Below are 21,701 nucleotides of genomic sequence, written 5' to 3'. Positions count from 1 at the left end.
ATTAAGCTTTTTTCCCTGATTGCAGTAAAGATCGAGTTAAAATCAACACGGGAATAATCCCCACTAAAATAAGCACTAAGGCAGGCAAGGCGGCGCGTTCAAGCTGTTCATCTGAAGTAAAGGTGAAAACGTGGGTGGCGAGCGTATCAAAATTAAACGGACGCAACAATAAAGACGCATTGAGTTCTTTCATACTTTCAATAAAAACCAGCAATAATGCAGTGAAAATGCCTTTACGCATTAGAGGTAAGTGGATTTTGCGCCAAATTCCCCAAGATTTATAGCCTAACATTCTGCCTGCCATATCTAAAGACGGCGGAATTTGACTCAAGCTTGTTTCTAAGCTGCCCAATGCCATTGCTGAAAAGCGGATTACATAAGCGGACACCAAGGCGAAAATGGAGCCTGAAAACACCAAGCCAAGCATTGGCAAATCAAGCCATTTTAACAAGCGGTTAAGTTGATGATCGGCAAAGGTAAATGGGATTAACAAGCCGATTGCCAAAACTGTTCCAGGAATAGCGTAACCTAGCGCAGAAAAGCGCACGGCTATTTTAGCCAAAGGCGTTGGACGTAACCTTGCCCAAAAGTGCATTAATAACGCTAAGCATACGCAGATGATCATTGCTAGCCCAGAAACCAGCAAGCTGTTTTGGCTATATTGCCAGAAATCCGCTGTCCACGCTTGTTCAAAATAGATAATTGACCAATAACTCAGATGAAAGAGCGGGATAAAAAAGGCAAGAATAATTAACAGCGTGCTGAATAACAGTAATCCCCAGCCTAATCCATTGAGCCGTTGGGTTTGCGCAGGGCGCTGTCCTGAACGTTGATAATAGCGCTGCTGGCGGCGTGCATAACGCTCAATGCTGATAAATAGCACTAACAACCCGAGCATAAACAGAGAAATCTGCGCTGCGGCTTGCAAATCGCCAAAGCCAAGCCAAGTGTCGTAAATTGCCGTGGTGAGCGAAGGAATGGCAAAAAATGCCACTGTGCCAAAATCGCCCAGGGTTTCCATTGCCACCAAGGCACAACCCACCGCAATAGCAGGGCGTATAAGAGCAAAGGTAATTTTGTAAAACACACGCCAACGGCTTGCGCCCAACAGTTTTGCGCTTTGCTGTAAATTGTCGCCTTGTTCCATCAACGCCATTCTGACTAATAAGAAAATATAAGGATACAACGACAACGCCAAAATAAAGCAAGCACCGCCTAGACTGCGAATGGAAGGAAACCAATAATCTTGCTTGCTTTGCCAATCAAACCAAATGCGTAAACTTTGTTGCACAATACCGGGATAGTCTAAAAAATCCGTGTAAAGATAGGCAGATAAATACGCAGGAATGGCAAGGGGCAGGCAAAGTAGCCATTGCAACAGCGTTTTGCCAATAAAATGATAGCGCGACACCAAAAATGCGCAGGGCAAGGCAAAGCATAAACTGAGCGCAGTTGTGCCGAATACCAAGCTTAGAGAGTTCAATAAATAGTCGGTAAACACCGTTTGCCATAAATGTTGCAAACTGTGTAATGAGCCTTCAAACGCCGAAAGCAACAAGGCGATAATCGGCAGCAAGAAGAACCCCAATACCGCCAACAATGCGATAAGTGCGGTGCTTTTTGCGAAAAAATTTTTATGTTTTGCGAAATTATCCATAATCAAAATAAAACTAGCCTATCCCTGATGGGTATAGGCTAGCATAGATTGGATCTATTACAGATCAAATTTTACTTCATCGATTAATTTCAACGCATTTTCATAGTTTTCTGCGATTTTTTCTAATGGCAGATTATCTTGTTTAAATTCACCCCAAGATTGCACCAATTTAGATTTTTGTACAGACGGTTTTACTGGGTATTCGTGGTTTAGCTCTGCATAGAGATGCTGTGCTTTATCGCCACTTAAAAATTCCACTAATTTCACCGCATTGTCTTTATTTGGTGCATATTTTGCCACTACCACACCGCTGATGTTCATATGTGTTCCCACGGTTTCTTGGTTTGGATAGTTGATGTAAGCCGCTTCCGCCCAGCTTTTTTGTTTTTCATCTTCAAGCATTTTGCCGTAATAATAGCTATTGCCTAATGAATAATCGCATACGCCTTCTTTAATGGCTTTCACTTGATCACGGTCGCCGCCCTGTGGTTTTTGTGCCAAGTTCGCTTTTAATCCTGTTAAGAAATCTTTGGCTTTTTCTACGCCATCGTGAGCAATCATTGAAGCAATTAACGAAACATTGTAAGAATGTTTGCCTGAACGCACACAAACTTTGCCTTTTAATTCAGGTTTGGCTAAATCGTAGTAAGTGAAGCTTGCTGGCAATTTACCCACTCGATCTTTCGATGAATACACCACGCGCGCGCGGCTGGTTAGCGCAAACCATTTGCCTTGGCTATCACGGAATTTTGCAGGAATATTACTTTCTAATACAGAAGATTGGATCGATTGAGCCAACCCTGCATTAACAATTTCCATCACACGGCTAATATCCACGGTTAATAGCACATCTGCAGGGCTAAGCTCACCTTCACGTTTTACCCGTTCAACTAAGCCTTTATCGGCAAAAATAAAATTCACTTTCACGCCCGTTTCTTGCTCAAATTGTTTCAAGATAGGTTCGATCAAATAAGGTTGGCGATAAGAATATACATTCACTTCGTTGGCGGCGAAAGCAGGTGCTGCAAACGTGGTTAATAAGGCCAAAGCAGATAATGTTTTTTTCATTGCACGTTCTCCGTGGTTAAAGTTGAGTGATTGGTTAAAATCTCCGCGTTTTTGCACCGCACTTTGCGTAGAAAACGAAATGTTTCCTGTTTAATTCAGTGAAAAACGCTTTTTAAATTTAGCTGAAACTTTTTAGCCAAGCTCCGTTTTAGCTAGCCTTGACTTTACCGAAAAAAACTCATCAAGTAAATAAAAATTATTCTCATCTCTATCTCAAAAGTGCGGGCTTTTTTACCTGTTTTTGCAAAAAATTTTTTGTTATTCTCTTGAAAGGAAAAAATCCTGCCCCATATTGAAGATACTTTTTTGTTTTAACCCCTCAACCTAAGAAGGAAATTACAATGAATATTCGTCCATTACACGATCGTGTGATCATCAAACGTGAAGAAGTGGAAACCCTTTCCGCTGGTGGTATTGTTTTAACAGGTTCAGCAGCAACCAAATCAACCCGTGCAAAAGTGCTTGCGGTGGGCAAAGGTCGCATTTTAGAGAACGGCACAGTATTGCCTTTAGATGTAAAAGTTGGCGACACCATTATCTTCAATGATGGCTATGGCGTGAAAGCAGAAAAAATTGATGGCGAAGAAGTGTTAATCATTTCTGAAAGCGATATTTTAGCGATCGTAGAATAATCCCAAATCAATCATCAAAAAGTGCGGTTATTTTTCACCGCACTTTTAGCAAAATTAATTATTAAGAAGGAATAAAAAATGGCAGCAAAAGACGTTAAATTTGGCAATGATGCTCGCGTAAAAATGCTTAACGGCGTAAACATTCTTGCAGACGCAGTGAAAGTAACCCTTGGGCCAAAAGGGCGTAATGTGATTTTAGACAAAGCCTTTGGCGCACCAACGATCACGAAAGACGGCGTATCCGTTGCGCGTGAAATTGAATTAGAAGATAAATTCGAAAATATGGGCGCACAAATGGTGAAAGAAGTGGCATCTAAAGCCAATGACGCTGCAGGGGACGGTACAACAACGGCAACCGTATTAGCCCAAGCTATCGTAAACGAGGGCTTGAAAGCGGTTGCAGCCGGTATGAACCCAATGGATTTAAAACGCGGTATCGACAAAGCCGTAAGTGCGGTCGTGGCGGAGTTAAAAACCCTCTCTAAACCGTGCGAAAGCTCAAAAGAAATCGAACAAGTCGGCACAATTTCAGCCAACTCAGACAACGTTGTGGGTAAATTAATCGCCGAAGCAATGGAAAAAGTGGGCAAAGAAGGCGTGATCACCGTAGAAGACGGCACAGGTTTAGAAGATGAATTGGCAGTGGTTGAAGGTATGCAATTCGATCGTGGTTACCTTTCACCTTATTTCATCAACAAACCAGAATCTGCAACCGTAGAATTTGACAACCCATTCATTCTTTTAGTGGACAAAAAAATCTCTAACATTCGTGAATTATTGCCAGTGTTAGAAGCCGTTGCGAAAGCGGGCAAACCATTGTTAATCATCGCTGAAGATGTGGAAGGCGAAGCCCTTGCTACCCTTGTAGTAAACACAATGCGTGGTATCGTGAAAGTGGCTGCGGTAAAAGCACCGGGCTTTGGTGATCGCCGTAAAGCAATGTTACAAGATATTGCGATTTTAACCGCCGGTACTGTGATTTCTGAAGAAATCGGTATGGAGTTAGAAAAAGCGACTTTAGAAGATTTAGGTCAAGCAAAACGCGTGGTCATCAACAAAGACAATACCACTATTATTGACGGTGTGGGCGAAGAAGCACAAATCAAAGGTCGTGTGGCACAAATTCGTCAGCAAATCGAAGAAAGTACTTCCGATTACGACAAAGAAAAATTACAAGAACGCGTGGCAAAATTAGCGGGCGGCGTGGCTGTAATTAAAGTGGGTGCGGCAACTGAAGTGGAAATGAAAGAGAAAAAAGACCGCGTTGAAGATGCCTTACACGCAACTCGTGCAGCTGTGGAAGAAGGTATCGTAGCTGGTGGTGGTGTTGCCTTAATCCGTGCAGCAACCAAAGTTGCAGCAAGCTTAAAAGGCGATAACGAAGAGCAAAATGTGGGTATCAAACTTGCCTTGCGTGCAATGGAAGCGCCATTACGCCAAATCGTTACCAACGCTGGGGAAGAAGCCTCTGTGGTAGCAAGTGCGGTGAAATCTGGCGAAGGAAACTTCGGTTACAACGCAGGCACTGAACAATACGGCGATATGTTGGAAATGGGTATCCTTGACCCAACAAAAGTAACCCGCTCAGCCCTTCAATTCGCGGCTTCTATCGCGGGATTAATGATTACCACTGAAGCGATGGTAACCGAAATTCCAAAAGAAGATAAAGCAGACCTAGGCGCTGGTATGGGCGGTATGGGTGGAATGGGTGGTATGATGTAATTCGTCCCAAACCCTCATTTTTAAAGTGCGGTGGAAATTTTTCTGATTTTTAGATTTCTATTGCACAACTCCCCGTAGTTTTAGCTACGGGGATTTTTTTATCATTGGAATAATACATTAGAAAAAAATCATCAGTATAAAAGAAGAACAAGTTAGAAAATGAGTTATGCTTGTTTTGTCAAAAAGTACGGATATTTTTTAGAAAAATAAATATAAAACAAGAATAAATAAAAGTTTGTTAAGAAGAAATGATTATAATGGCGCGCCCTATTGGATTCGAACCAATGACCTACGGCTTAGAAGGCCGTTGCTCTATCCAGCTGAGCTAAGGGCGCATTTCAAATGGATATAGATAAAAAAGAAGTGGTCGGCGAGATAGGATTTGAACCTACGACCCACTGGTCCCAAACCAGTTGCGCTACCAAGCTGCGCTACTCGCCGACAGATGTGTAGCATTATAAGTAGCTTTCATTATCAGTCAATGAATTTTTTCTATTTTTTATTTAATCGCTCAAAATTATCTCAATTAGGCTTACATTGGAATGTTTTTTTTGAGAAAATAGCAAACGTTTACTTTCTCAGTATTTCATTTTAAGGAAAACGTAATGACGGCACAAATCATCTCTGGCACAGCTCTCTCTAAAGAAATCAAATCAGAAATTGCTGAAAAAATTCAACAATATACCCAACAAGACAAACGCGCACCAGGGTTAGCAGTGATTTTAGTCGGCGCTGATCCTGCCTCACAAGTTTATGTTGCAAGCAAACGCAAAAGCTGCGAAGAAATAGGAATGTTTTCTAAGTCTTATGATTTGCCTGAAAGTACATCGGAACAAGAATTGCTTGCTTTAATCGATGAGCTAAATGCAGATCCACTAATAGATGGTATTTTAGTTCAGCTGCCTTTACCTGCTCATATTAATAGCACTTCTGTTATTGAACGCATTTCACCGAACAAAGATGTAGATGGCTTCCACCCATATAATGTGGGGCGTTTATGCCAGCGTATTCCCACACTGCGTGCTTGCACTCCTTACGGTGTCATTAAACTGTTAGAAACTACAGGCATTGATTTTTATGGTCAGCACGCCGTGATTGTGGGAGCGTCCAACATTGTAGGGCGTCCAATGGCATTAGAGCTATTACTTGCAGGCTGTACTGTTACGGTAACGCATCGTTTCACAAAAGATTTAGAACACCACGTGAAACAAGCGGATATTCTAGTGGTCGCCGTAGGAAAGCCACAATTTATCCCCGGCGAATGGATTAAAGAAGGTGCAGTGGTGATTGATGTAGGAATTAACCGTGTGGACGGCAAACTTTCTGGTGATGTGGAATTTGACAAAGCAAAAGAAAGAGCCGGTTACATCTCCCCAGTGCCAGGCGGCGTTGGCCCAATGACCGTTGCGATGTTAATGTTTAATACGTTGTATGCTTATGAAAAGCATTTAGTTGATAATAAATAAAGCAAAAAATAATAGAAAAAAACACCGCACTTTTAAAAAATGCCCTTATGATAGGGCATTATTTTATGTCTTAATTTTTATTCTTTACCACTTTAATGGCCGCATAAAAAATTACAATCAAAAAGAAATAGAAAATATTTCCTGAGTTATGGCTAAAGAAACTTTGTGAGAAATTATAAAATATTGTAGATATAACGTGAATGATCCCCAAACTAGAAAGGCATAATAGTTCTGGATTATCTGTTTTTAAGTTACTAATAAAAAAGCGTAAAGGAACAATAAAAACAAATAATAAGGCTATAAGCCCAATTAATCCTTTTTTTACTGTATCATCAATAAATTGATTGTGGTTATGCACGAAACTTGCTGCATATTCACTAATAATGCCTTCTTTTGCAAGTTCTTGTTTTTTGTCGTAAATACCTTGTTTTCCCCAGCCTAAAATTGGCTTTTCTTGAATGGCAATCCAAGACGCTTTCCACATATCGAAACGTGCACCAACAGAAGTAGAAGTGTTTTCGCTGCTCACATATTGTGTAATATCTGCTTTAGCGGCATTGATGCGATTAATAATGCCCCCTGTATTGGTAAGTGAAACAATAACAACAAACGTTGAAATTGTAGAAAATAGGATAGGAAAGAAATATTTAGGCAATTTTTTTCGATAAATATATAAGGTGAAAGCCAGTATAAATGGTACACCAATCCAGCCACCACGAGCGGTAGATAAAATGCTTCCTAACATTCCCATTAAGGCACAAAATAATACGAATAGGGCAAATTTCTTATTTTTATTTGTCCAAAAATATAAGCTAATACAAATTGAAAATACACCTAAACTCATAGCCATATCACCGCCTTGAATATGCATAACATTGTTATATGCTTGTTCATGCCCAAGATAAAAACGCTGAATAAGTGCAATAATTCCAGCTAATAAGGCAGAGAAAGAAATAACTTTTATTAAAATATGAAAGCTAAGTTTGTAATTAACTAATAATGGAATGATTGGTAAGAATAGCAAAATGCGACTAGGATTATCTAATTCGTTTAATTTTCCGTGATGGAATAATACAGAAAATGCAAGTGTTGCAAAGTAGAAAAAATAACTGAACGCTAATGTCTTTTGTTCGTTATTAAATTTAAAGATATTTTTTCTTTCTTTACTTGTTATAAAAAGGATAAGTGCCGCTAAAATGAGCAAGGCGGGTGCTATGTTATAGCTACGCTTAAAAAGAAATATTGATAAAAAATAAATTGAAACAGCAGTGTTTACAAATAAATAACCAAAAGAATAACGTTTATTAAGCATAAATCATAACCCAAATGAAAAATTCTGGATTTAAGTATGCGTGAAAATGGCTAAGATTGCTAGTGCTGTGATAAAAATTAGGCTGACGTTGTGTCAGCCTTAAGTTTATCTCAAAAACGCAGGAATATTTTTCTCATATTCTGCAATGGCGTTTTCGTGTTGGAGGGTGAGTCCGATGTTGTCTAAGCCATTTAATAGGCAGTGGCGGCGGAATTCGTCTAGTTCAAAGGGATAGACTTTTTCGCCTACGGTTACGGTCATTTTTTCTAAGTCTACGTCAATGGTCGCATCTTGATTTGCCCACACCCATTGGAAGATTTCTTCGATTTCTTCTTCGCTTAAACGGATTGGTAACATATGGTTGTTTAAGCTGTTGTTATAGAAAATATCTGCAAAACTTGGTGCAATCATCACTTTGAAACCATAATCTGCCAATGCCCAAGGAGCGTGTTCGCGAGATGAGCCGCAGCCTAAATTTTTACGCGCGAGCAAAATGCTCGCCCCTTGATATTGTGGGAAGTTGAGTACAAATTCGGGATTGGGCTGTTTGCCCTCAGCATCAAGATAACGCCATTCGTGGAATAAGTGTTTGCCAAAGCCAACACGCGTGATGGCTTGTAAAAATTGTTTTGGAATAATGGCATCGGTATCCACATTTGCCACATCTAATGGCACAATAATGCCTGAATGTTGTTTAAAGCCTGCCATAATTTCTCCTTAATATAATTCCACTTGGCGAATATCAACAAATTTACCAAACACCGCTGCTGCCGCAGCCATTGCTGGGCTCACAAGATGAGTGCGGCCATTACGCCCTTGACGACCTTCAAAGTTACGGTTGCTGGTGGAAGCACAACGTTCCCATTCGCCTAATTGGTCATCATTCATTCCTAAACACATTGAACAACCGGGGTTACGCCATTCAGCCCCTGCTTCAATAAAGATTTTATCTAAGCCCTCTTTTTCTGCTTGCTCTTTTACAAGACCCGATCCCGGAACCACCAGCACGCGTTTTACGTTATCGGCAACTTTACGCCCTTTCATCACCGCGGCGGCAGCGCGTAAGTCTTCAATACGCGAGTTAGTACAAGAGCCGATAAAGACTTGATCAACAGGGATTTGAGTTAAATCTGCATTCGGTTCTAACCCAATATAAGCCAAGGCTTTCTCGGCAGAGGCGCGTACTACAGGATCATTCATTTCAGCGGGATTTGGCACGGTTTGATCAATGCCGATCACTTGCCCTGGGTTAGTTCCCCAAGTTACTTGTGGTGAAATATCTTTCGCGTCTAATACGATCACCGTGTCAAATTCTGCGCCCTCATCGGTTTTCAAAGTTTTCCAATAAGCCACCGCATCGTCCCAATCTTTGCCTTTCGGCGCATAAGGGCGGCCTTTCAAGTATTCAAAGGTCGTTTCATCTGGTGCGATTAATCCTGCTTTTGCACCAAGTTCAATGGCCATATTGCAGACGGTCATTCTTCCTTCCATAGAAAGATCACGAATGGCTTCACCGCAAAATTCCACAACGTGTCCTGTGCCACCTGCCATTGTGGTTTTGCCGATAATGGCAAGCACAATGTCTTTTGCAGTGATCCCTGGGGCAACTTTGCCACGCACTTCAATTTTCATATTTTTGGCACGGCTTTGTTTTAAGGTTTGGGTAGCAAGAACGTGTTCCACTTCTGATGTCCCAATCCCAAACGCTAATGCGCCAAATGCACCGTGCGTGGCGGTGTGGGAATCCCCACAGACGATAGTCATTCCCGGTAAGGTTAAACCTTGCTCTGGCCCCATAACGTGAACGATACCTTGTTGCTTGGTGTTCATATCGAACAATTCAATCCCTGTACTGGCACAGTTTTTAGCAAGTTCTAATACTTGGATTTTGGCTTGTCCCTCTAATTTATTCACATCACGCACTTGTGTTGAAATGCTGTGATCCATTGTACCAAAGGTTTTACCTACTTGACGCACTTGGCGATTGGCGACACGCAATCCGTCAAAAGCTTGTGGACTGGTTACTTCGTGAATTAAGTGGCGATTGATGTATAAAATCGGCGTTTCGCCTTCTGATTCGTAAACGATGTGAGCATCGAATAATTTGTCGTATAGGGTTTTTTTCATATTTATTACTCGTTTTGTGAACCTACTTTTTTGCTTGTGCAAAAAAGTAGGCAAAAAAGCACACCCTGCTGTTTTGCTTTTCCTCGCTTAGAATGAATTTTCTTAACGGAAAATTTAGAACTCGGCACTTTGTGCCTCAAACAAACTAAATTTTCCTAAAAATTCATTCACACTCCGGCAAAACAGAAGGGAACCCGAAGGTGCGCTATTCTTATTTTGGTTAAATTAAAAGATAGTGAGTACCCCATTTTTCCTCCTCTTTAATAAAGAGGGGGTTAGGGGGAGATTTTTTAAATCTGAGCCACAATTAGATCCCCCATTTCTTCTGTTGAAACAGGCGAATTTTCATCTGCAAGATCTGCCGTGCGGTAGCCATTTTCTAGCACTTTTTTCACCGCACTTTCTATTGCGGTGGCGGCGTCATTGAGATTAAAGCTATAACGCAGCATCATTGCGGCAGAAAGAATTTGTGCGATAGGGTTGGCGATGCCTTTGCCGGCGATGTCAGGGGCTGAGCCGCCTGCGGGTTCGTATAAACCGAAACCTTGTTCGTTTAGACTGGCGGAAGGAAGCATTCCCATTGATCCCGTGATCATTGCACATTCATCAGAAATAATGTCGCCGAAAATATTTGAGCAGAGCAATACATCAAAAAATTCAGGTTGTTTGATTAATTGCATTGTGGCGTTATCAATATAGATATGATCCAATTTCACTTCAGGATAGCCTTTTGCCACTTCTTCTACCACATCACGCCATAGGGTAGAGCTGATCAATACGTTGGCTTTATCCACTGAAGTAACGTGTTTGGTGCGTTTCATTGCGGTTTCAAAGGCCACTTTGGCGATACGTTCAATTTCATAGCGGTGATAGATTTCCGTATCGTATGCTTTTTCGTTTTTTCCTTCGCCCTCACGGCCTTTAGGCTGACCGAAATAGATCCCGCCGGTTAATTCACGTACCGTTACCATATCAAAGCCTTTTGCCGCAATATCTGCACGCAATGGGCAGAATTTTTCTAAGCCTTTGTATAGGGTTGCAGGGCGTAAGTTACAGAATAGGGCAAAGTGTTTACGCAACGGTAATAATGCGCCACGTTCAGGTTGTTGATTTGGCGGTAAGTTTTCCCATTTAGGCCCTCCCACTGAACCAAATAAAATCGCATCGCTTTCTTCGCAGCCTTTTAAGGTTTCTGCTGGCAATGGCGTGCCGTGTTTATCAATGGCGATACCACCCACATCAAAATGGCGAAAGTTAAGTTGAAAACCGTATTTTTGCTGTACAGCATCAAGTACTTTAATGGCTTCAGCCATAATTTCTGGGCCAATGCCATCGCCACTTAATACGGCGACATTATAATTTTTCATCACATCACTCCTTAATTGATTGCATTTTTGCTTAATTTTAAATTTTCTACTTTATGCGAGCGGTAGATCGCATTAATGGCGTGGATAAGCGCACGCGCTGAAGATTCCACAATATCCGTTGCCAAGCCCACGCCGTGGAAACGGCGTCCTTTATGTTCCACCACAATATCCACTTGACCGAGCGCCTCTGCGCCTTCTCCTTTCGCGGTTAAGTTATAGTTCAACATTTTTAAATCAATATTGGTGATTTTCAAGATAGCGTTAAATACCGCGTCCACAGGGCCATTACCGCCGCTGGATACTTGGCTTAATTTCTCGCCGTCTAGCTCCACTTGCACAAAGGCGGAAGCAGGCAAATGGCTGATCATTTGTGAAGTAATTACGTCTAAGGTTAAGCGATCTTCATCGCCTTGTTGCATATCAATAAAGGCAAGGGCTTCTAAGTCATAATCGAATACTTGTCCTTTCTTATCGGCAAGTTTCAAGAAAGCTTCGTATAATTTATCTAAATCATATTCGTTTTCTTGGTAACCCATTGAATCCATATGATTTTTCACCGCTGCACGGCCAGATCTTGCAGTCAAATTCAATTTTTCTTTCTTCAAGCCAATAGTTTCTGGCGACATAATTTCATAGGTGTTTTTATTTTTCACCATACCGTCTTGGTGAATACCCGAAGAATGGGCGAAAGCATTCGATCCAACAATGGCTTTATTTGGCTGAATTGGCATATTACATAATTGGCTAACCATTTGACTGACGCGGTGGATTTCTTGCGTATTAATGCGCGTATCCACGCCAAACAAGGCTTGACGCGTTTTAATCGCCATCACCACTTCTTCCAACGCGGTATTACCTGCACGCTCACCGATGCCATTTACCGTACATTCAATTTGTCGCGCGCCATTTTGCACTGCAGTTAATGAATTTGCTGTTGCCATACCCAAATCATTGTGGCAATGCACGGAAATCACCGCTTTATCAATATTCGGCACGCGGTTCATTACATTGGCGATAATATTGCCATATTCCATCGGCAAGCAATAACCCACCGTATCAGGAATATTCACCGTGGTCGCCCCAGCGTTAATGGCAGCTTCCACAATACGACAAATATTATCAATGCCTGTACGCCCTGCATCTTCGCAAGAAAACTCCACATCATCGGTATAACGGCGCGCACGTTTTACGGCGTTAATCGCCATTTCTACCACATCATCAAAGGTGCGGCGTAATTTAGCTTCAACGTGCAAGGCAGAAGTGGCAATGAAAGTATGAATACGAAAGGCTTCTGCCACTTTTAACGCTTCTGCCGCCACATCAATATCTTTATCTACCGCGCGTGATAAGGCACAAACTCGGCTATTTTTAATGTTTTCCGCAATGGTACGGACGGATTCAAAATCCCCCGCGGAAGACACAGGAAAACCCACTTCCATTACGTCCACGCCAAGACGCTCAAGGGCAAAAGCGATTTGTAATTTTTCTTTTACTGTTAAACTGGCTTTCAATGCCTGCTCACCATCGCGTAAGGTGGTGTCAAAGATAATCACTTGATCTTGCATAATCTGTCCTTTCATTTTGAAGATATAAAAAAACCCGCCTAAAAGTGCGGGTCAAATTTGGGAAGTTTTTACTTTGGTGTTTTTCATCCACAAGCTAGCCGCACAAAAACTGTGAGAGAAGCAGGTGGAGTGAGAGCAAAACACGAGTAAACATAAAACATAATCCTTCTTGAAAACGAGTTTTATCTTACTCGTTAAAAATAAACTGTCAAACAAAATTTTAGCATTTTTATCCAAAGTAAACGATTTGCAAGAATTTGAATTAGATTAATACACTATTATTTTGATAATAAAAAGATAAATATTTTGAGTTGGGTAAAAAGTTTACTTTTTTATACCGCACTTTTTTAGAAATGGCGTGGATAAAATTTATTACATTTTTTTCTCAAAACGGCAAAAAGCAATTTTTGCGTTAAATCAATAACCACCTATAAATACTACAAAAGAGTTAGTTTTTCTTTGCTCGAATAACTACGCGGCGTTTCGCCCTTGTGATAAAATCACTGCACTTTTCCTTATAGGTGAATTTTATGTCAATAATCAATCAATTACAGCTCGAACAAATTGCCTGCCAGCGTGGCGATAAAACCCTGTTTACGGATTTATCGCTCACTTGGCAAAGTGGTGATTTTGTGCAGATTGAAGGGCATAACGGCATTGGCAAAACCAGCTTGTTACGCATTTTAGTTGGCCTTGCGCCACCTTTGGCTGGGCAAGTGTGTTGGAATGGGCGGGCGATCAAACAATGCCGCGAAGATTATTATTACCAACTGTTGTATTTGGGCCATCACGCAGGCATTAAGCCAGAACTCACCCCTTGGGAAAATTTGAAATTTTATCAAGCCATTAGTCAATGTCAGCAAGGGGACGAAGCGCTTTGGCAGGCATTGGAAAAAGTGGGGTTGATTGGGCGAGAAGACATTATTTCTGGGCAACTTTCCGCGGGGCAACAACGGCGAATTGCCTTTGCGCGTCTGTGGCTTTCCCAAGCGCCATTATGGATTTTAGATGAGCCTTTTACCGCCATTGACAAAAATGGCGTACGCATTTTAACGCGTTTATTTGAACAGCAAGTGGAAAAAGGCGGAATGGTGATTTTAACTAGCCACCAAGAAATTCCAAGCGAACAATTACAAGTGCTGGATTTAGAGAAATATAAATTTTATTCACACCGCGAATAGCTTCATCATAGATAAAGTGCGGTGCAAAATTAGAGAATTTTTTATGCAGATATTTGCGCAAATCATCAAACGGGAATTACGCATTGCAATGCGAAAACAAACGGAGATTCTCAATCCGTTATGGTTCTTTTTGATTATTATCACCCTGTTTCCGTTAGTGATTGGCCCTGAACCAAAATTGCTGGCAGAAATCGCCCCTGGTGTGGCTTGGGTGGCAGCACTGCTTTCTGCCTTGCTTTCTTTTGAACGTTTGTTTCGCGATGATTTTATTGATGGTTCGCTGGAGCAATTAATGCTCAGCTCTCAACATTTAGCCTTAACCGCCTTGGCAAAAGTAGTGGCGCATTGGTTATTAACCGGCTTGCCGCTCATTTTGCTTTCACCCATTGCGGCGTTATTGCTTTCTTTAGATAGCCATATTTGGTGGGCGTTGATGCTAACTTTATTACTCGGCACGCCAATTTTAAGCTGCCTTGGCGCGATCGGCGTGGCGCTCACTGTTGGGTTGCGCAAAGGCGGCGTGTTGCTGAGTTTATTGGTTTTACCCTTATTTATTCCAGTGTTGATTTTTTCTGCGTCCGTCCTTGAAGCAGCCGCGCTTGCCTTGCCTTATAACGGGCAACTTGCTATTTTGGGCGCAATGTTATGTGCGGCACTGACCTTATCGCCTTTTGCCATTGCGGGGGCATTACGAATTAGCCTTGAATAAGGCACAAGTTTTTATTTTTTGATTAAAGGAAAGATTGATTATGTGGAAATGGCTTCACCCTTATGCCAAATCAGAAACCCAATACCATTTATGCGGAAAATTTATTCCTTGGTTTGTGGTGCTTTCAACCTTATTAATTGGCTCCGCCTTAGTTTGGGGCTTGGCCTATGCGCCAGCAGATTATCAGCAAGGCAACAGCTTTCGCATTATGTATATCCACGTTCCAGCGGCGATTTGGTCAATGAGCATTTATGTTTCAATGGCGATTGCGGGCGTGATTGGTTTGGTGTGGCAAATTCGCCAAGCGCATCTTTCTATCATCGCAATGGCACCAATCGGCACGGTGTTCACCTTTATCGCCTTGGCAACAGGTGCAATTTGGGGCAAGCCAATGTGGGGAACTTGGTGGGTGTGGGATGCACGGCTCACCGCATCATTAATCTTATTTTTCTTATACTTAGGCGTGATTGCGCTGTATTCCGCTTTCCAAGATCGCACAACGGGAATGAAAGCGGCTGCGATTTTATCCATTGTCGGTGTGATCAATATTCCAATTATTCACTTTTCAGTGGAATGGTGGAACACCTTGCACCAAGGGGCGAGTATCACGAAATTTGAGAAGCCGTCCATCGCCACGCCAATGTTAATTCCATTAATTTTATCGATTTTCGGTTTTATGGCCTTAACCATTTGCTTAACCTTAGTGCGTTACCGTTTAGCGTTATTAAATGATGAGAAAAAACGCCCTTGGGTGAAAACGTTAGTCAGTCAGCAAAAAATTTAACCAATTTGCACCGCACTTTCGTTTTCGTAAAAATAAAGTGCGGTGGTTTTTTCAAGAATTTTTAATTTTATAAGGATAAGATGATGTTTTTTGAATCTGTGAGTGATTTTCTGAATATGGGGGGCTACGGTTTTTACGTTTGGCTTTCTTATGGCGTTTCTTTCTTAGTCATTGCAGGTTTGATCTTGCAAGGGGTAATGAGCAAGAAAAAACTTATTAGTGAAATTAAACGCGAACAACAACGCGCGCAATATGAACAAAACCGCAGAACAGGAGAAAGTCTATGAATCCAAGACGTAAATCGCGCTTAACCATTGTGTTATTTGTGTTAATTGGCGTGGCGGTGGCGTCATCACTGGTGCTGTATGCGTTGCGTCAAAATATTGATTTATTTTACACTCCAACGGAAGTGATCTACGGTAAAAATGACGATGCAGAAACCAAACCAAAAGTAGGGCAACGTATCCGTGTTGGCGGAATGGTTGTGGCAGGCACGGTGAAACGTGATGACAAAAGCCTGAAAGTGGTGTTTGATCTCAACGATATTGGGCCTTCGATCACCGTGGAATATGAAGGCATTTTGCCCGATTTATTCCGTGAAGGGCAGGGCATTGTGGCACAAGGCGTGCTAAAAACACCAACGCTGTTGGAAGCAAGTGAAGTGTTAGCGAAACACGATGAAAATTATGTGCCGCCAGAATTAGGTGAGCAAATGAAAAAAGTGCATAAACCAATGGGTATTTCAGATTTAACGGGCGAAAGCGAGCGTGATCGTCAAGAAAAACAAGAAGGTAAATAATGATCGCAGAATTAGGAAACTATGCGTTAGCCTTGAGTTTGGGCGTTTCCCTGCTATTGGCGTTTTTCCCTTTATATGGCGCAGAAAAAAATAACGCGCAGCTAATGGCATTGGCGCGCCCAATGACATATGGGCTATTTTTCAGCCTAACCTTAGCCTTTGCCAGTTTATTTTATTTATTCGCCACTAACGATTTTTCCGTGCAATATGTGGTGAATAATTCCAATACCAACTTGCCGTTGGCTTACCGCTTATCCGCCGTGTGGGGTTCGCACGAAGGATCGCTATTGCTATGGATTTGGTTGCTCACCTTATGGAGTGCAGCGGTTGCCTTTTTCAGCAAGCCGTTACCGCAAGAAGCGGTCGCGCGCGTGCTAGGGGTAATGGGTGTGATTACTATTGGTTTCTTAATTTTTGTTTTATTCACCTCCAATCCATTTGATCGCACGTTCCCTGATTTCCCTGTGGAAGGGCGAGAGTTAAATCCGCTGTTGCAAGATGTCGGCTTGATTTTCCACCCGCCGTTACTTTATATGGGCTATGTGGGCTTTTCTGTGGCATTTGCCTTTTCCATTGCCTCATTAATGACAGGCAAACTAGACACCGCCTGGGCAAGATGGTCGCGCCCTTGGACAATGGCAGCTTGGGTTTTCTTGACCTTAGGGATTGTTCTCGGCTCTTGGTGGGCGTATTACGAACTCGGCTGGGGCGGCTGGTGGTTCTGGGACCCAGTTGAAAACGCGTCATTAATGCCTTGGTTGGCAGGAACGGCGCTATTGCATTCTCTTGCGGTAACCGAAAAGCGCGGCTCGTTTAAAGCTTGGACAGTATTGCTTGCGATTTTAGCCTTTTCCCTTTGCTTGCTCGGCACATTCCTTGTGCGCTCAGGCATTTTAGTTTCTGTTCACGCTTTTGCGTCCGATCCAACTCGTGGGCTTTATATTTTGGCTTATTTGATCGTGGTGATTGGCGGCTCACTCAGTCTGTATGCTTACAAAGGCAACCGCATTCGCTCAAGAGATAACGCAGAGCGTTATTCCCGTGAAACCATGTTATTGCTCAATAATATTTTATTAATGACCGCACTTGCAGTGGTCTTTTTAGGCACATTATTGCCTTTGGTGCATAAACAACTTGGCTTGGGCAGTATTTCTATTGGTGCGCCATTCTTCGATCAAATGTTCCTATACATTATGATCCCTTTTGCCTTATTACTTGGCATTGGGCCTTTGGTGAAATGGCGCAGAGATCAATTTTCTGCCATTAGAACGTCAGTGATTATCAGCCTAATTTTGATGTTAATTGCTGGTTTTGTGCTACCTTACTGGTTACAAGATCGCATCACCGCAACCTCCGTGCTTGGCGTAATGATGTCGGTGATTATCACTGTATTGGCATTATATGAATTACAACAGCGCGCTACGTACCGCCACAATTTCTTTGTGGGGCTAAGTAAACTTTCGCGTTCCCACTGGGGAATGGTGTTGGCGCATCTTGGCGTAGCGATGACCGTTTGGGGCATTGCCTTTAGCCAAAACTACAGCATTGAACGTGATGTGCGAATGAACGTAGGCGACAGCATTGATATTGCAGGCTATGATTTCAAATTCCAAGGCATTAGTGATGCCAATGGCCCGAATTATCTCGGCGGCAAAGCGGAAATTGAAATCAGCAAAAACGGCAAATACGAAACCACGTTGTATGCTGAAAAACGTTTTTATACCGTGAGTAAAATGTCAATGACAGAAGCCGCGATTGACTGGGGCTTTAGCCGCGATCTTTATGTGGCATTAGGCGAAAGCCTTGGCAATGGCGCGTGGGCATTGCGTTTATACTACAAACCGTTTATCCGTTGGATTTGGTTCGGCGGCGTATTTATGGCGTTAGGTGGCTTGCTCTGTATGCTTGACAGACGCTACCGTTTCAAACAGTTATTAACCAAAGCTCAAACAGAATAAGAAGGTCGTGATGAATAAAAAATATGCTATTCCTTTGATTTTATTTTTAGCGCTAACCACCGCCTTTTTCGTGCAATTACAACGGAATTCTAACGGTGATGATCCTAAAGCCTTGGAAAGTGCTTTAGTGGGCAAGCCCGTGCCAGCAGCAACTTTTCAAGATCTGTTTGAGAATAAAACGCACGATCAAGGCATTTTCCAACAAGGTAAACCGATTTTATTGAATGTATGGGCAACGTGGTGTCCCACTTGCTATGCAGAGCATCAATATTTGAATCAGCTCCATTCACAAGGGGTAACCATTATCGGTGTGGATTACAAAGACAAAACGGACAAAGCCATTAAATGGTTGAAAGATTTGGGCAATCCTTATCAGCTTGTGATTAAAGATGAAAAAGGATCTTTCGGATTGGATTTAGGTGTATATGGCGCGCCAGAAACCTTCATTATTGATGGCAAAGGTATCATTCATTATCGCTATGCAGGGGACGTGAACGAAAAAGTATGGCAAAGCACCTTGCAGCCGATTTATCAAAAATTAATGGAACAAAAATAATGCGAAAAATTCCTTATTTTTTCACTGCACTTTTATTTTGTGCCATCACGGCAAAGGCAGCCATTGAAGTGCGAAATTTTGCTTCAGCGCAGCAGGAACAGGATTACCAAAGCCTAACCCAAGAGCTACGTTGCCCGCAATGTCAGAACAATAATATTGCCGATTCCAACGCCACCATTGCCGTGGATATGCGCGAGAAAGTGTATGAATTGCTCAGCCAAGGGCAAAGCAAACAGCAAGTGGTGGATTATATGGTACAACGTTACGGCAATTTTGTTACCTACAACCCACCGCTCACGCCCGCAACGATGTTACTTTGGGCTGTGCCAGTTTGCCTTGTGCTGTTCGGCGGCATTTTAGTGTTACGCCGTAAACCGAAAAAACAACCACAGGCAAAACAAAGTGCGGTGCAAATTAATGATGAAAATTTAACCCAAGTGGAACAGCAACGTTTACAACAATTATTAAAGGATAAGGAATAAACAATGAATTTTTGGCTCATCAGTTTTGCGATCACCCTTATTGTGGCGCTAATTTGTTTTTATCCCTTATTATTTTCAGGCAAACAAGCGCTTGACAGCAACAAGCGTAACAAGCTAAATAAAGCCTTTTATTTCAATCGCTTGAAAGAAATTGAAGAAGATGAACAGCAAGGTTTAATTGAAAACGCATCGCAGTTACGCACGGAATTACAGCAAACCTTATTGCAAGATATTCCTGAAAATGAACAACTTCAGCAAGATGGCAAACGCTATGGCAAAATTTGGTTTGTATCGGGCTTTTTAACCTTAGCAATTTTAGCGGGGCTAGGCTATATGCAAGCAGGCGCTTGGCATCAAGAAGCTATGCTTGAAAAAACCTACCAAAAACTGCCGCACTTTTATGAACGTTTAAAGGAAGAAGAAAGCAATCCAATGAACGATCAAGAATTGCAACAATTCGCTACCGCATTGCGCTTAAAATTGCAAAAAGAGCCCAACAACGCGGCGGACTGGTGGACGCTTGGACAAATCGCAATGAATCTGGATAAGGCACGTTTAGCCTATGACAGCTACGCCCGTGCGGTAAAATTAGACCCTGAAAATATCGAATATCAGCTTTCTTATGCGCGCATTTTAATGTTTTCCGATGACCAAACGGATAAAAACAAAGGAATGGATTTGCTCAAAGGCGTTCTGCGCAAAGATCACAGCAACCTACAAGCCCTTGGTTTACTCGCATTTCAATATTTTGAAAGCGAAGAATACAAAATGGCCGCAGTAACTTGGGCGATGATGTTACGCCTAATCCCCGAAAACGATCCAAGAGTCGCACTTCTTGAAAAAAGTATCCGCGCCGCACGCGATGCACAAGAAGAAAAGGAAAAGGCGGAGCAGAAAAAATAATCTTGTTTACTTAAGATTAATGTGTAACTAAAAGGGCGAGTAATGTTTAATATTTTTAAAAGACCAGTAAATAAAGAAAGTTTACAATCTTGGTGCAAAATCCTTGATGATATTGCAAAAGTTGCGATTTTAGCCGCCCCTGTAGTACTATATGGAGAGAATGTGATAGGCTATAAAGTACTAAATTGTCTATTTCTCGTTATTTCTGCCTATGCTTGTTTATTCAGTGCAGATTTTATGCGTAAGAATTTAGAGAAATTGATAATGGAAAAGGAGGAGTAAATGGCATTTACAATCGGGCTTGGTATTATGGCAGCACTGTGCGTGCTACTTGCTGTGACCTTAGAAAAAAGTTTAAAAACAAAATAATTCATTGGCTTGCAAATTTTAGACTTTTAATTTTGTGTGAAAAATGAATTCATTATTTTTAGGTTTTCATCATATTGCAATTATTGCGTCAGACTATGCGAAATCTAAACATTTTTACACGCAGATTTTGCAGGCAAAGGTGCTTCAAGAAACCTATCGGGCGGAGCGACAAAGCTATAAGTTGGATCTCGCCTTGCCCGATGGCAGTCAAATTGAGCTGTTTTCCTTTCCAAATCCGCCAGCCAGACCAACAAGACCAGAGGCTTGCGGTTTACGCCATTTGGCATTTAAAGTAAAAAATATTAATCAAGTTGTGGCATATTTAGCCCAACATAACATTTTTTGTGAACCTATCAGAGTGGACGAATTAACGGGTAAACAATTTACCTTTTTTCAAGATCCTGATGGTTTGCCTTTGGAACTATATGAAATTGAATAAAATATTTGGTAACAAAATGAAAAAGTTAAATATAGCAACGGCTATCTTCCTTAGCTTTTTTAGCCATACTATTATGGCTGTTGAAGAAACGGCAGAGCCTTCTGGTTATGTGGAAGTTTTTCGTTTTTCTGAAAGTGAGCCAGAAAATCAAACTTATGTGAGCAAGGAAGAATCAAAACAACTTAATCCAAAGAAAATGAGCGATGCGGAAAAGCTAGCGAAAAGCATTGAGTTTGAAGTGTATGAAGTTGGCGAAAATCGTGTTGCTCACACGGTATTTAAATCGGGCGCTGGGATTTGTCGTGGGTTTAAATCGCATTATGGCGTGGATCTGACAGATTCTCGTACTTATTACATTGATCAAGCCAATAATGAATATTATGCAAGCATCGCAGGCGCAACAATTTATTCTAAAAATGCGCCAGAAAATGTGCAATATGCGCCGGTATTTAACATTCAAGATGAAAAACTTGCCCAGCAAGTGCAAGATGAAGAAAATAAATACGGTAAACAAGTGGCAACACAAAATATTGCAAAAAATTCAGAAATGTTGAAAAAAACAATTTGTCGATAAAATTATTGAAAGATAAAAGGGGAGTATGATT

22 protein-coding genes and 2 tRNA genes are annotated in these 21,701 nt (G+C 41.7%); 15 read left to right on the top strand and 9 right to left on the bottom strand.

The window, feature by feature from the left end:
• Position 1: 1 nt before the first annotated feature.
• Positions 2 to 1,657, bottom strand: a complete 1,656-nt coding sequence (locus ACLS0A_RS06640; protein ID WP_416082807.1) for an ABC transporter permease — start codon at positions 1,655 to 1,657, stop codon at positions 2 to 4.
• A 57-nt stretch (positions 1,658 to 1,714) separates the two neighbouring features.
• Positions 1,715 to 2,725, bottom strand: coding sequence for a Fe(3+) ABC transporter substrate-binding protein (locus tag ACLS0A_RS06635; protein ID WP_416082806.1), 1,011 nt, complete (start codon positions 2,723 to 2,725; stop codon positions 1,715 to 1,717).
• A 341-nt stretch (positions 2,726 to 3,066) separates the two neighbouring features.
• On the opposite strand from ACLS0A_RS06635, the gene ACLS0A_RS06630 reads away from it, so the two are divergent.
• Positions 3,067 to 3,357, top strand: coding sequence for a co-chaperone GroES (locus ACLS0A_RS06630; RefSeq protein WP_017806817.1), 291 nt, complete (start codon positions 3,067 to 3,069; stop codon positions 3,355 to 3,357).
• A gap of 78 nt (positions 3,358 to 3,435) precedes the next feature.
• Positions 3,436 to 5,079: a chaperonin GroEL gene (groL, locus tag ACLS0A_RS06625; RefSeq protein WP_416082805.1), complete on the top strand. Its 1,644-nt coding sequence runs from the start codon at positions 3,436 to 3,438 to the stop codon at positions 5,077 to 5,079.
• Positions 5,080 to 5,337: 258 nt separating this feature from the next.
• Here groL and ACLS0A_RS06620 read toward each other — a convergent pair.
• Positions 5,338 to 5,414 (bottom strand) — tRNA-Arg (locus ACLS0A_RS06620).
• Between the two features lie 29 nt (positions 5,415 to 5,443).
• Positions 5,444 to 5,520, bottom strand: a tRNA-Pro gene (locus ACLS0A_RS06615).
• 164 nt (positions 5,521 to 5,684) lie between these two features.
• On the opposite strand from ACLS0A_RS06615, the gene folD reads away from it, so the two are divergent.
• Positions 5,685 to 6,545, top strand: coding sequence for a bifunctional methylenetetrahydrofolate dehydrogenase/methenyltetrahydrofolate cyclohydrolase FolD (folD, locus tag ACLS0A_RS06610; RefSeq protein WP_416082804.1), 861 nt, complete (start codon positions 5,685 to 5,687; stop codon positions 6,543 to 6,545).
• 70 nt (positions 6,546 to 6,615) lie between these two features.
• On the opposite strand, the gene ACLS0A_RS06605 is transcribed toward folD, so the two are convergent.
• From ACLS0A_RS06605 to leuA, 5 genes are all read right to left on the bottom strand, one after another.
• Positions 6,616 to 7,857, bottom strand: a complete 1,242-nt coding sequence (locus ACLS0A_RS06605) for an O-antigen ligase family protein (protein WP_416082803.1) — start codon at positions 7,855 to 7,857, stop codon at positions 6,616 to 6,618.
• A 105-nt stretch (positions 7,858 to 7,962) separates the two neighbouring features.
• Entirely contained in the window at positions 7,963 to 8,565 is a 603-nt protein-coding gene (leuD, locus tag ACLS0A_RS06600) for a 3-isopropylmalate dehydratase small subunit (protein WP_416082802.1), read from the bottom strand.
• A 9-nt stretch (positions 8,566 to 8,574) separates the two neighbouring features.
• Positions 8,575 to 9,984, bottom strand: a complete 1,410-nt coding sequence (gene leuC / locus ACLS0A_RS06595; protein WP_416082801.1) for a 3-isopropylmalate dehydratase large subunit — start codon at positions 9,982 to 9,984, stop codon at positions 8,575 to 8,577.
• A 290-nt stretch (positions 9,985 to 10,274) separates the two neighbouring features.
• Positions 10,275 to 11,351, bottom strand: coding sequence for a 3-isopropylmalate dehydrogenase (leuB, locus tag ACLS0A_RS06590; protein ID WP_416082800.1), 1,077 nt, complete (start codon positions 11,349 to 11,351; stop codon positions 10,275 to 10,277).
• An 11-nt stretch (positions 11,352 to 11,362) separates the two neighbouring features.
• Entirely contained in the window at positions 11,363 to 12,916 is a 1,554-nt protein-coding gene (gene leuA, locus ACLS0A_RS06585; RefSeq protein ID WP_416082799.1) for a 2-isopropylmalate synthase, read from the bottom strand.
• 530 nt (positions 12,917 to 13,446) lie between these two features.
• On the opposite strand from leuA, the gene ccmA reads away from it, so the two are divergent.
• The 12 genes from ccmA (at position 13,447) to ACLS0A_RS06525 (ending at position 21,670) form a co-directional block, all read left to right on the top strand.
• A complete protein-coding gene (gene ccmA / locus ACLS0A_RS06580; protein WP_416082798.1) occupies positions 13,447 to 14,097 on the top strand; it encodes a cytochrome c biogenesis heme-transporting ATPase CcmA in 651 nt (216 codons plus the stop codon).
• Positions 14,098 to 14,140: 43 nt separating this feature from the next.
• Complete coding sequence (gene ccmB / locus ACLS0A_RS06575; protein WP_416082797.1) at positions 14,141 to 14,806, top strand: heme exporter protein CcmB; 666 nt, start codon at positions 14,141 to 14,143, stop codon at positions 14,804 to 14,806.
• 40 nt (positions 14,807 to 14,846) lie between these two features.
• The gene (locus ACLS0A_RS06570; RefSeq protein ID WP_416082796.1) at positions 14,847 to 15,590 is read left to right on the top strand and encodes a heme ABC transporter permease; all 744 of its coding nucleotides are present in this window, start codon (positions 14,847 to 14,849) and stop codon (positions 15,588 to 15,590) included.
• 83 nt (positions 15,591 to 15,673) lie between these two features.
• Positions 15,674 to 15,877 carry a heme exporter protein CcmD gene (ccmD, locus tag ACLS0A_RS06565; RefSeq protein WP_416080907.1) on the top strand — a complete coding sequence of 68 codons (204 nt, stop codon included), beginning with the start codon at positions 15,674 to 15,676 and terminating at the stop codon, positions 15,875 to 15,877.
• Positions 15,874 to 16,389 carry a cytochrome c maturation protein CcmE gene (ccmE, locus tag ACLS0A_RS06560; RefSeq protein ID WP_103854200.1) on the top strand — a complete coding sequence of 172 codons (516 nt, stop codon included), beginning with the start codon at positions 15,874 to 15,876 and terminating at the stop codon, positions 16,387 to 16,389. The genes ccmD and ccmE overlap by 4 nt, the downstream gene beginning before the upstream one ends.
• Positions 16,389 to 18,347, top strand: a complete 1,959-nt coding sequence (locus ACLS0A_RS06555) for a heme lyase CcmF/NrfE family subunit (RefSeq protein WP_416082795.1) — start codon at positions 16,389 to 16,391, stop codon at positions 18,345 to 18,347. Before ccmE ends, ACLS0A_RS06555 begins: the two co-directional genes overlap by 1 nt.
• A 10-nt stretch (positions 18,348 to 18,357) precedes the next feature.
• On the top strand, positions 18,358 to 18,903 hold the full coding sequence (locus ACLS0A_RS06550; RefSeq protein WP_416082794.1) for a DsbE family thiol:disulfide interchange protein: 546 nt from the start codon (positions 18,358 to 18,360) through the stop codon (positions 18,901 to 18,903).
• Positions 18,903 to 19,385 carry a cytochrome c-type biogenesis protein gene (locus ACLS0A_RS06545; RefSeq protein WP_416082793.1) on the top strand — a complete coding sequence of 161 codons (483 nt, stop codon included), beginning with the start codon at positions 18,903 to 18,905 and terminating at the stop codon, positions 19,383 to 19,385. The genes ACLS0A_RS06550 and ACLS0A_RS06545 overlap by 1 nt, the downstream gene beginning before the upstream one ends.
• A gap of 3 nt (positions 19,386 to 19,388) precedes the next feature.
• Positions 19,389 to 20,288, top strand: coding sequence for a c-type cytochrome biogenesis protein CcmI (gene ccmI, locus ACLS0A_RS06540; RefSeq protein WP_416082792.1), 900 nt, complete (start codon positions 19,389 to 19,391; stop codon positions 20,286 to 20,288).
• A 42-nt stretch (positions 20,289 to 20,330) separates the two neighbouring features.
• Positions 20,331 to 20,570, top strand: coding sequence for a hypothetical protein (locus tag ACLS0A_RS06535; protein ID WP_416082791.1), 240 nt, complete (start codon positions 20,331 to 20,333; stop codon positions 20,568 to 20,570).
• A gap of 130 nt (positions 20,571 to 20,700) precedes the next feature.
• The gene (locus ACLS0A_RS06530) at positions 20,701 to 21,096 is read left to right on the top strand and encodes a VOC family protein (protein WP_416082790.1); all 396 of its coding nucleotides are present in this window, start codon (positions 20,701 to 20,703) and stop codon (positions 21,094 to 21,096) included.
• A gap of 16 nt (positions 21,097 to 21,112) precedes the next feature.
• Positions 21,113 to 21,670: a hypothetical protein gene (locus tag ACLS0A_RS06525; RefSeq protein ID WP_126371411.1), complete on the top strand. Its 558-nt coding sequence runs from the start codon at positions 21,113 to 21,115 to the stop codon at positions 21,668 to 21,670.
• Positions 21,671 to 21,701 lie beyond the last annotated feature (31 nt).

Origin of the sequence: Avibacterium volantium (assembly GCF_049366555.1) — a bacterium.
GTDB lineage: Bacteria > Pseudomonadota > Gammaproteobacteria > Enterobacterales > Pasteurellaceae > Avibacterium > Avibacterium volantium_A.
The sequence above is the reverse complement of the archived record's forward strand: the minus strand, read 5'-3'. Positions and strand labels throughout refer to the sequence as shown.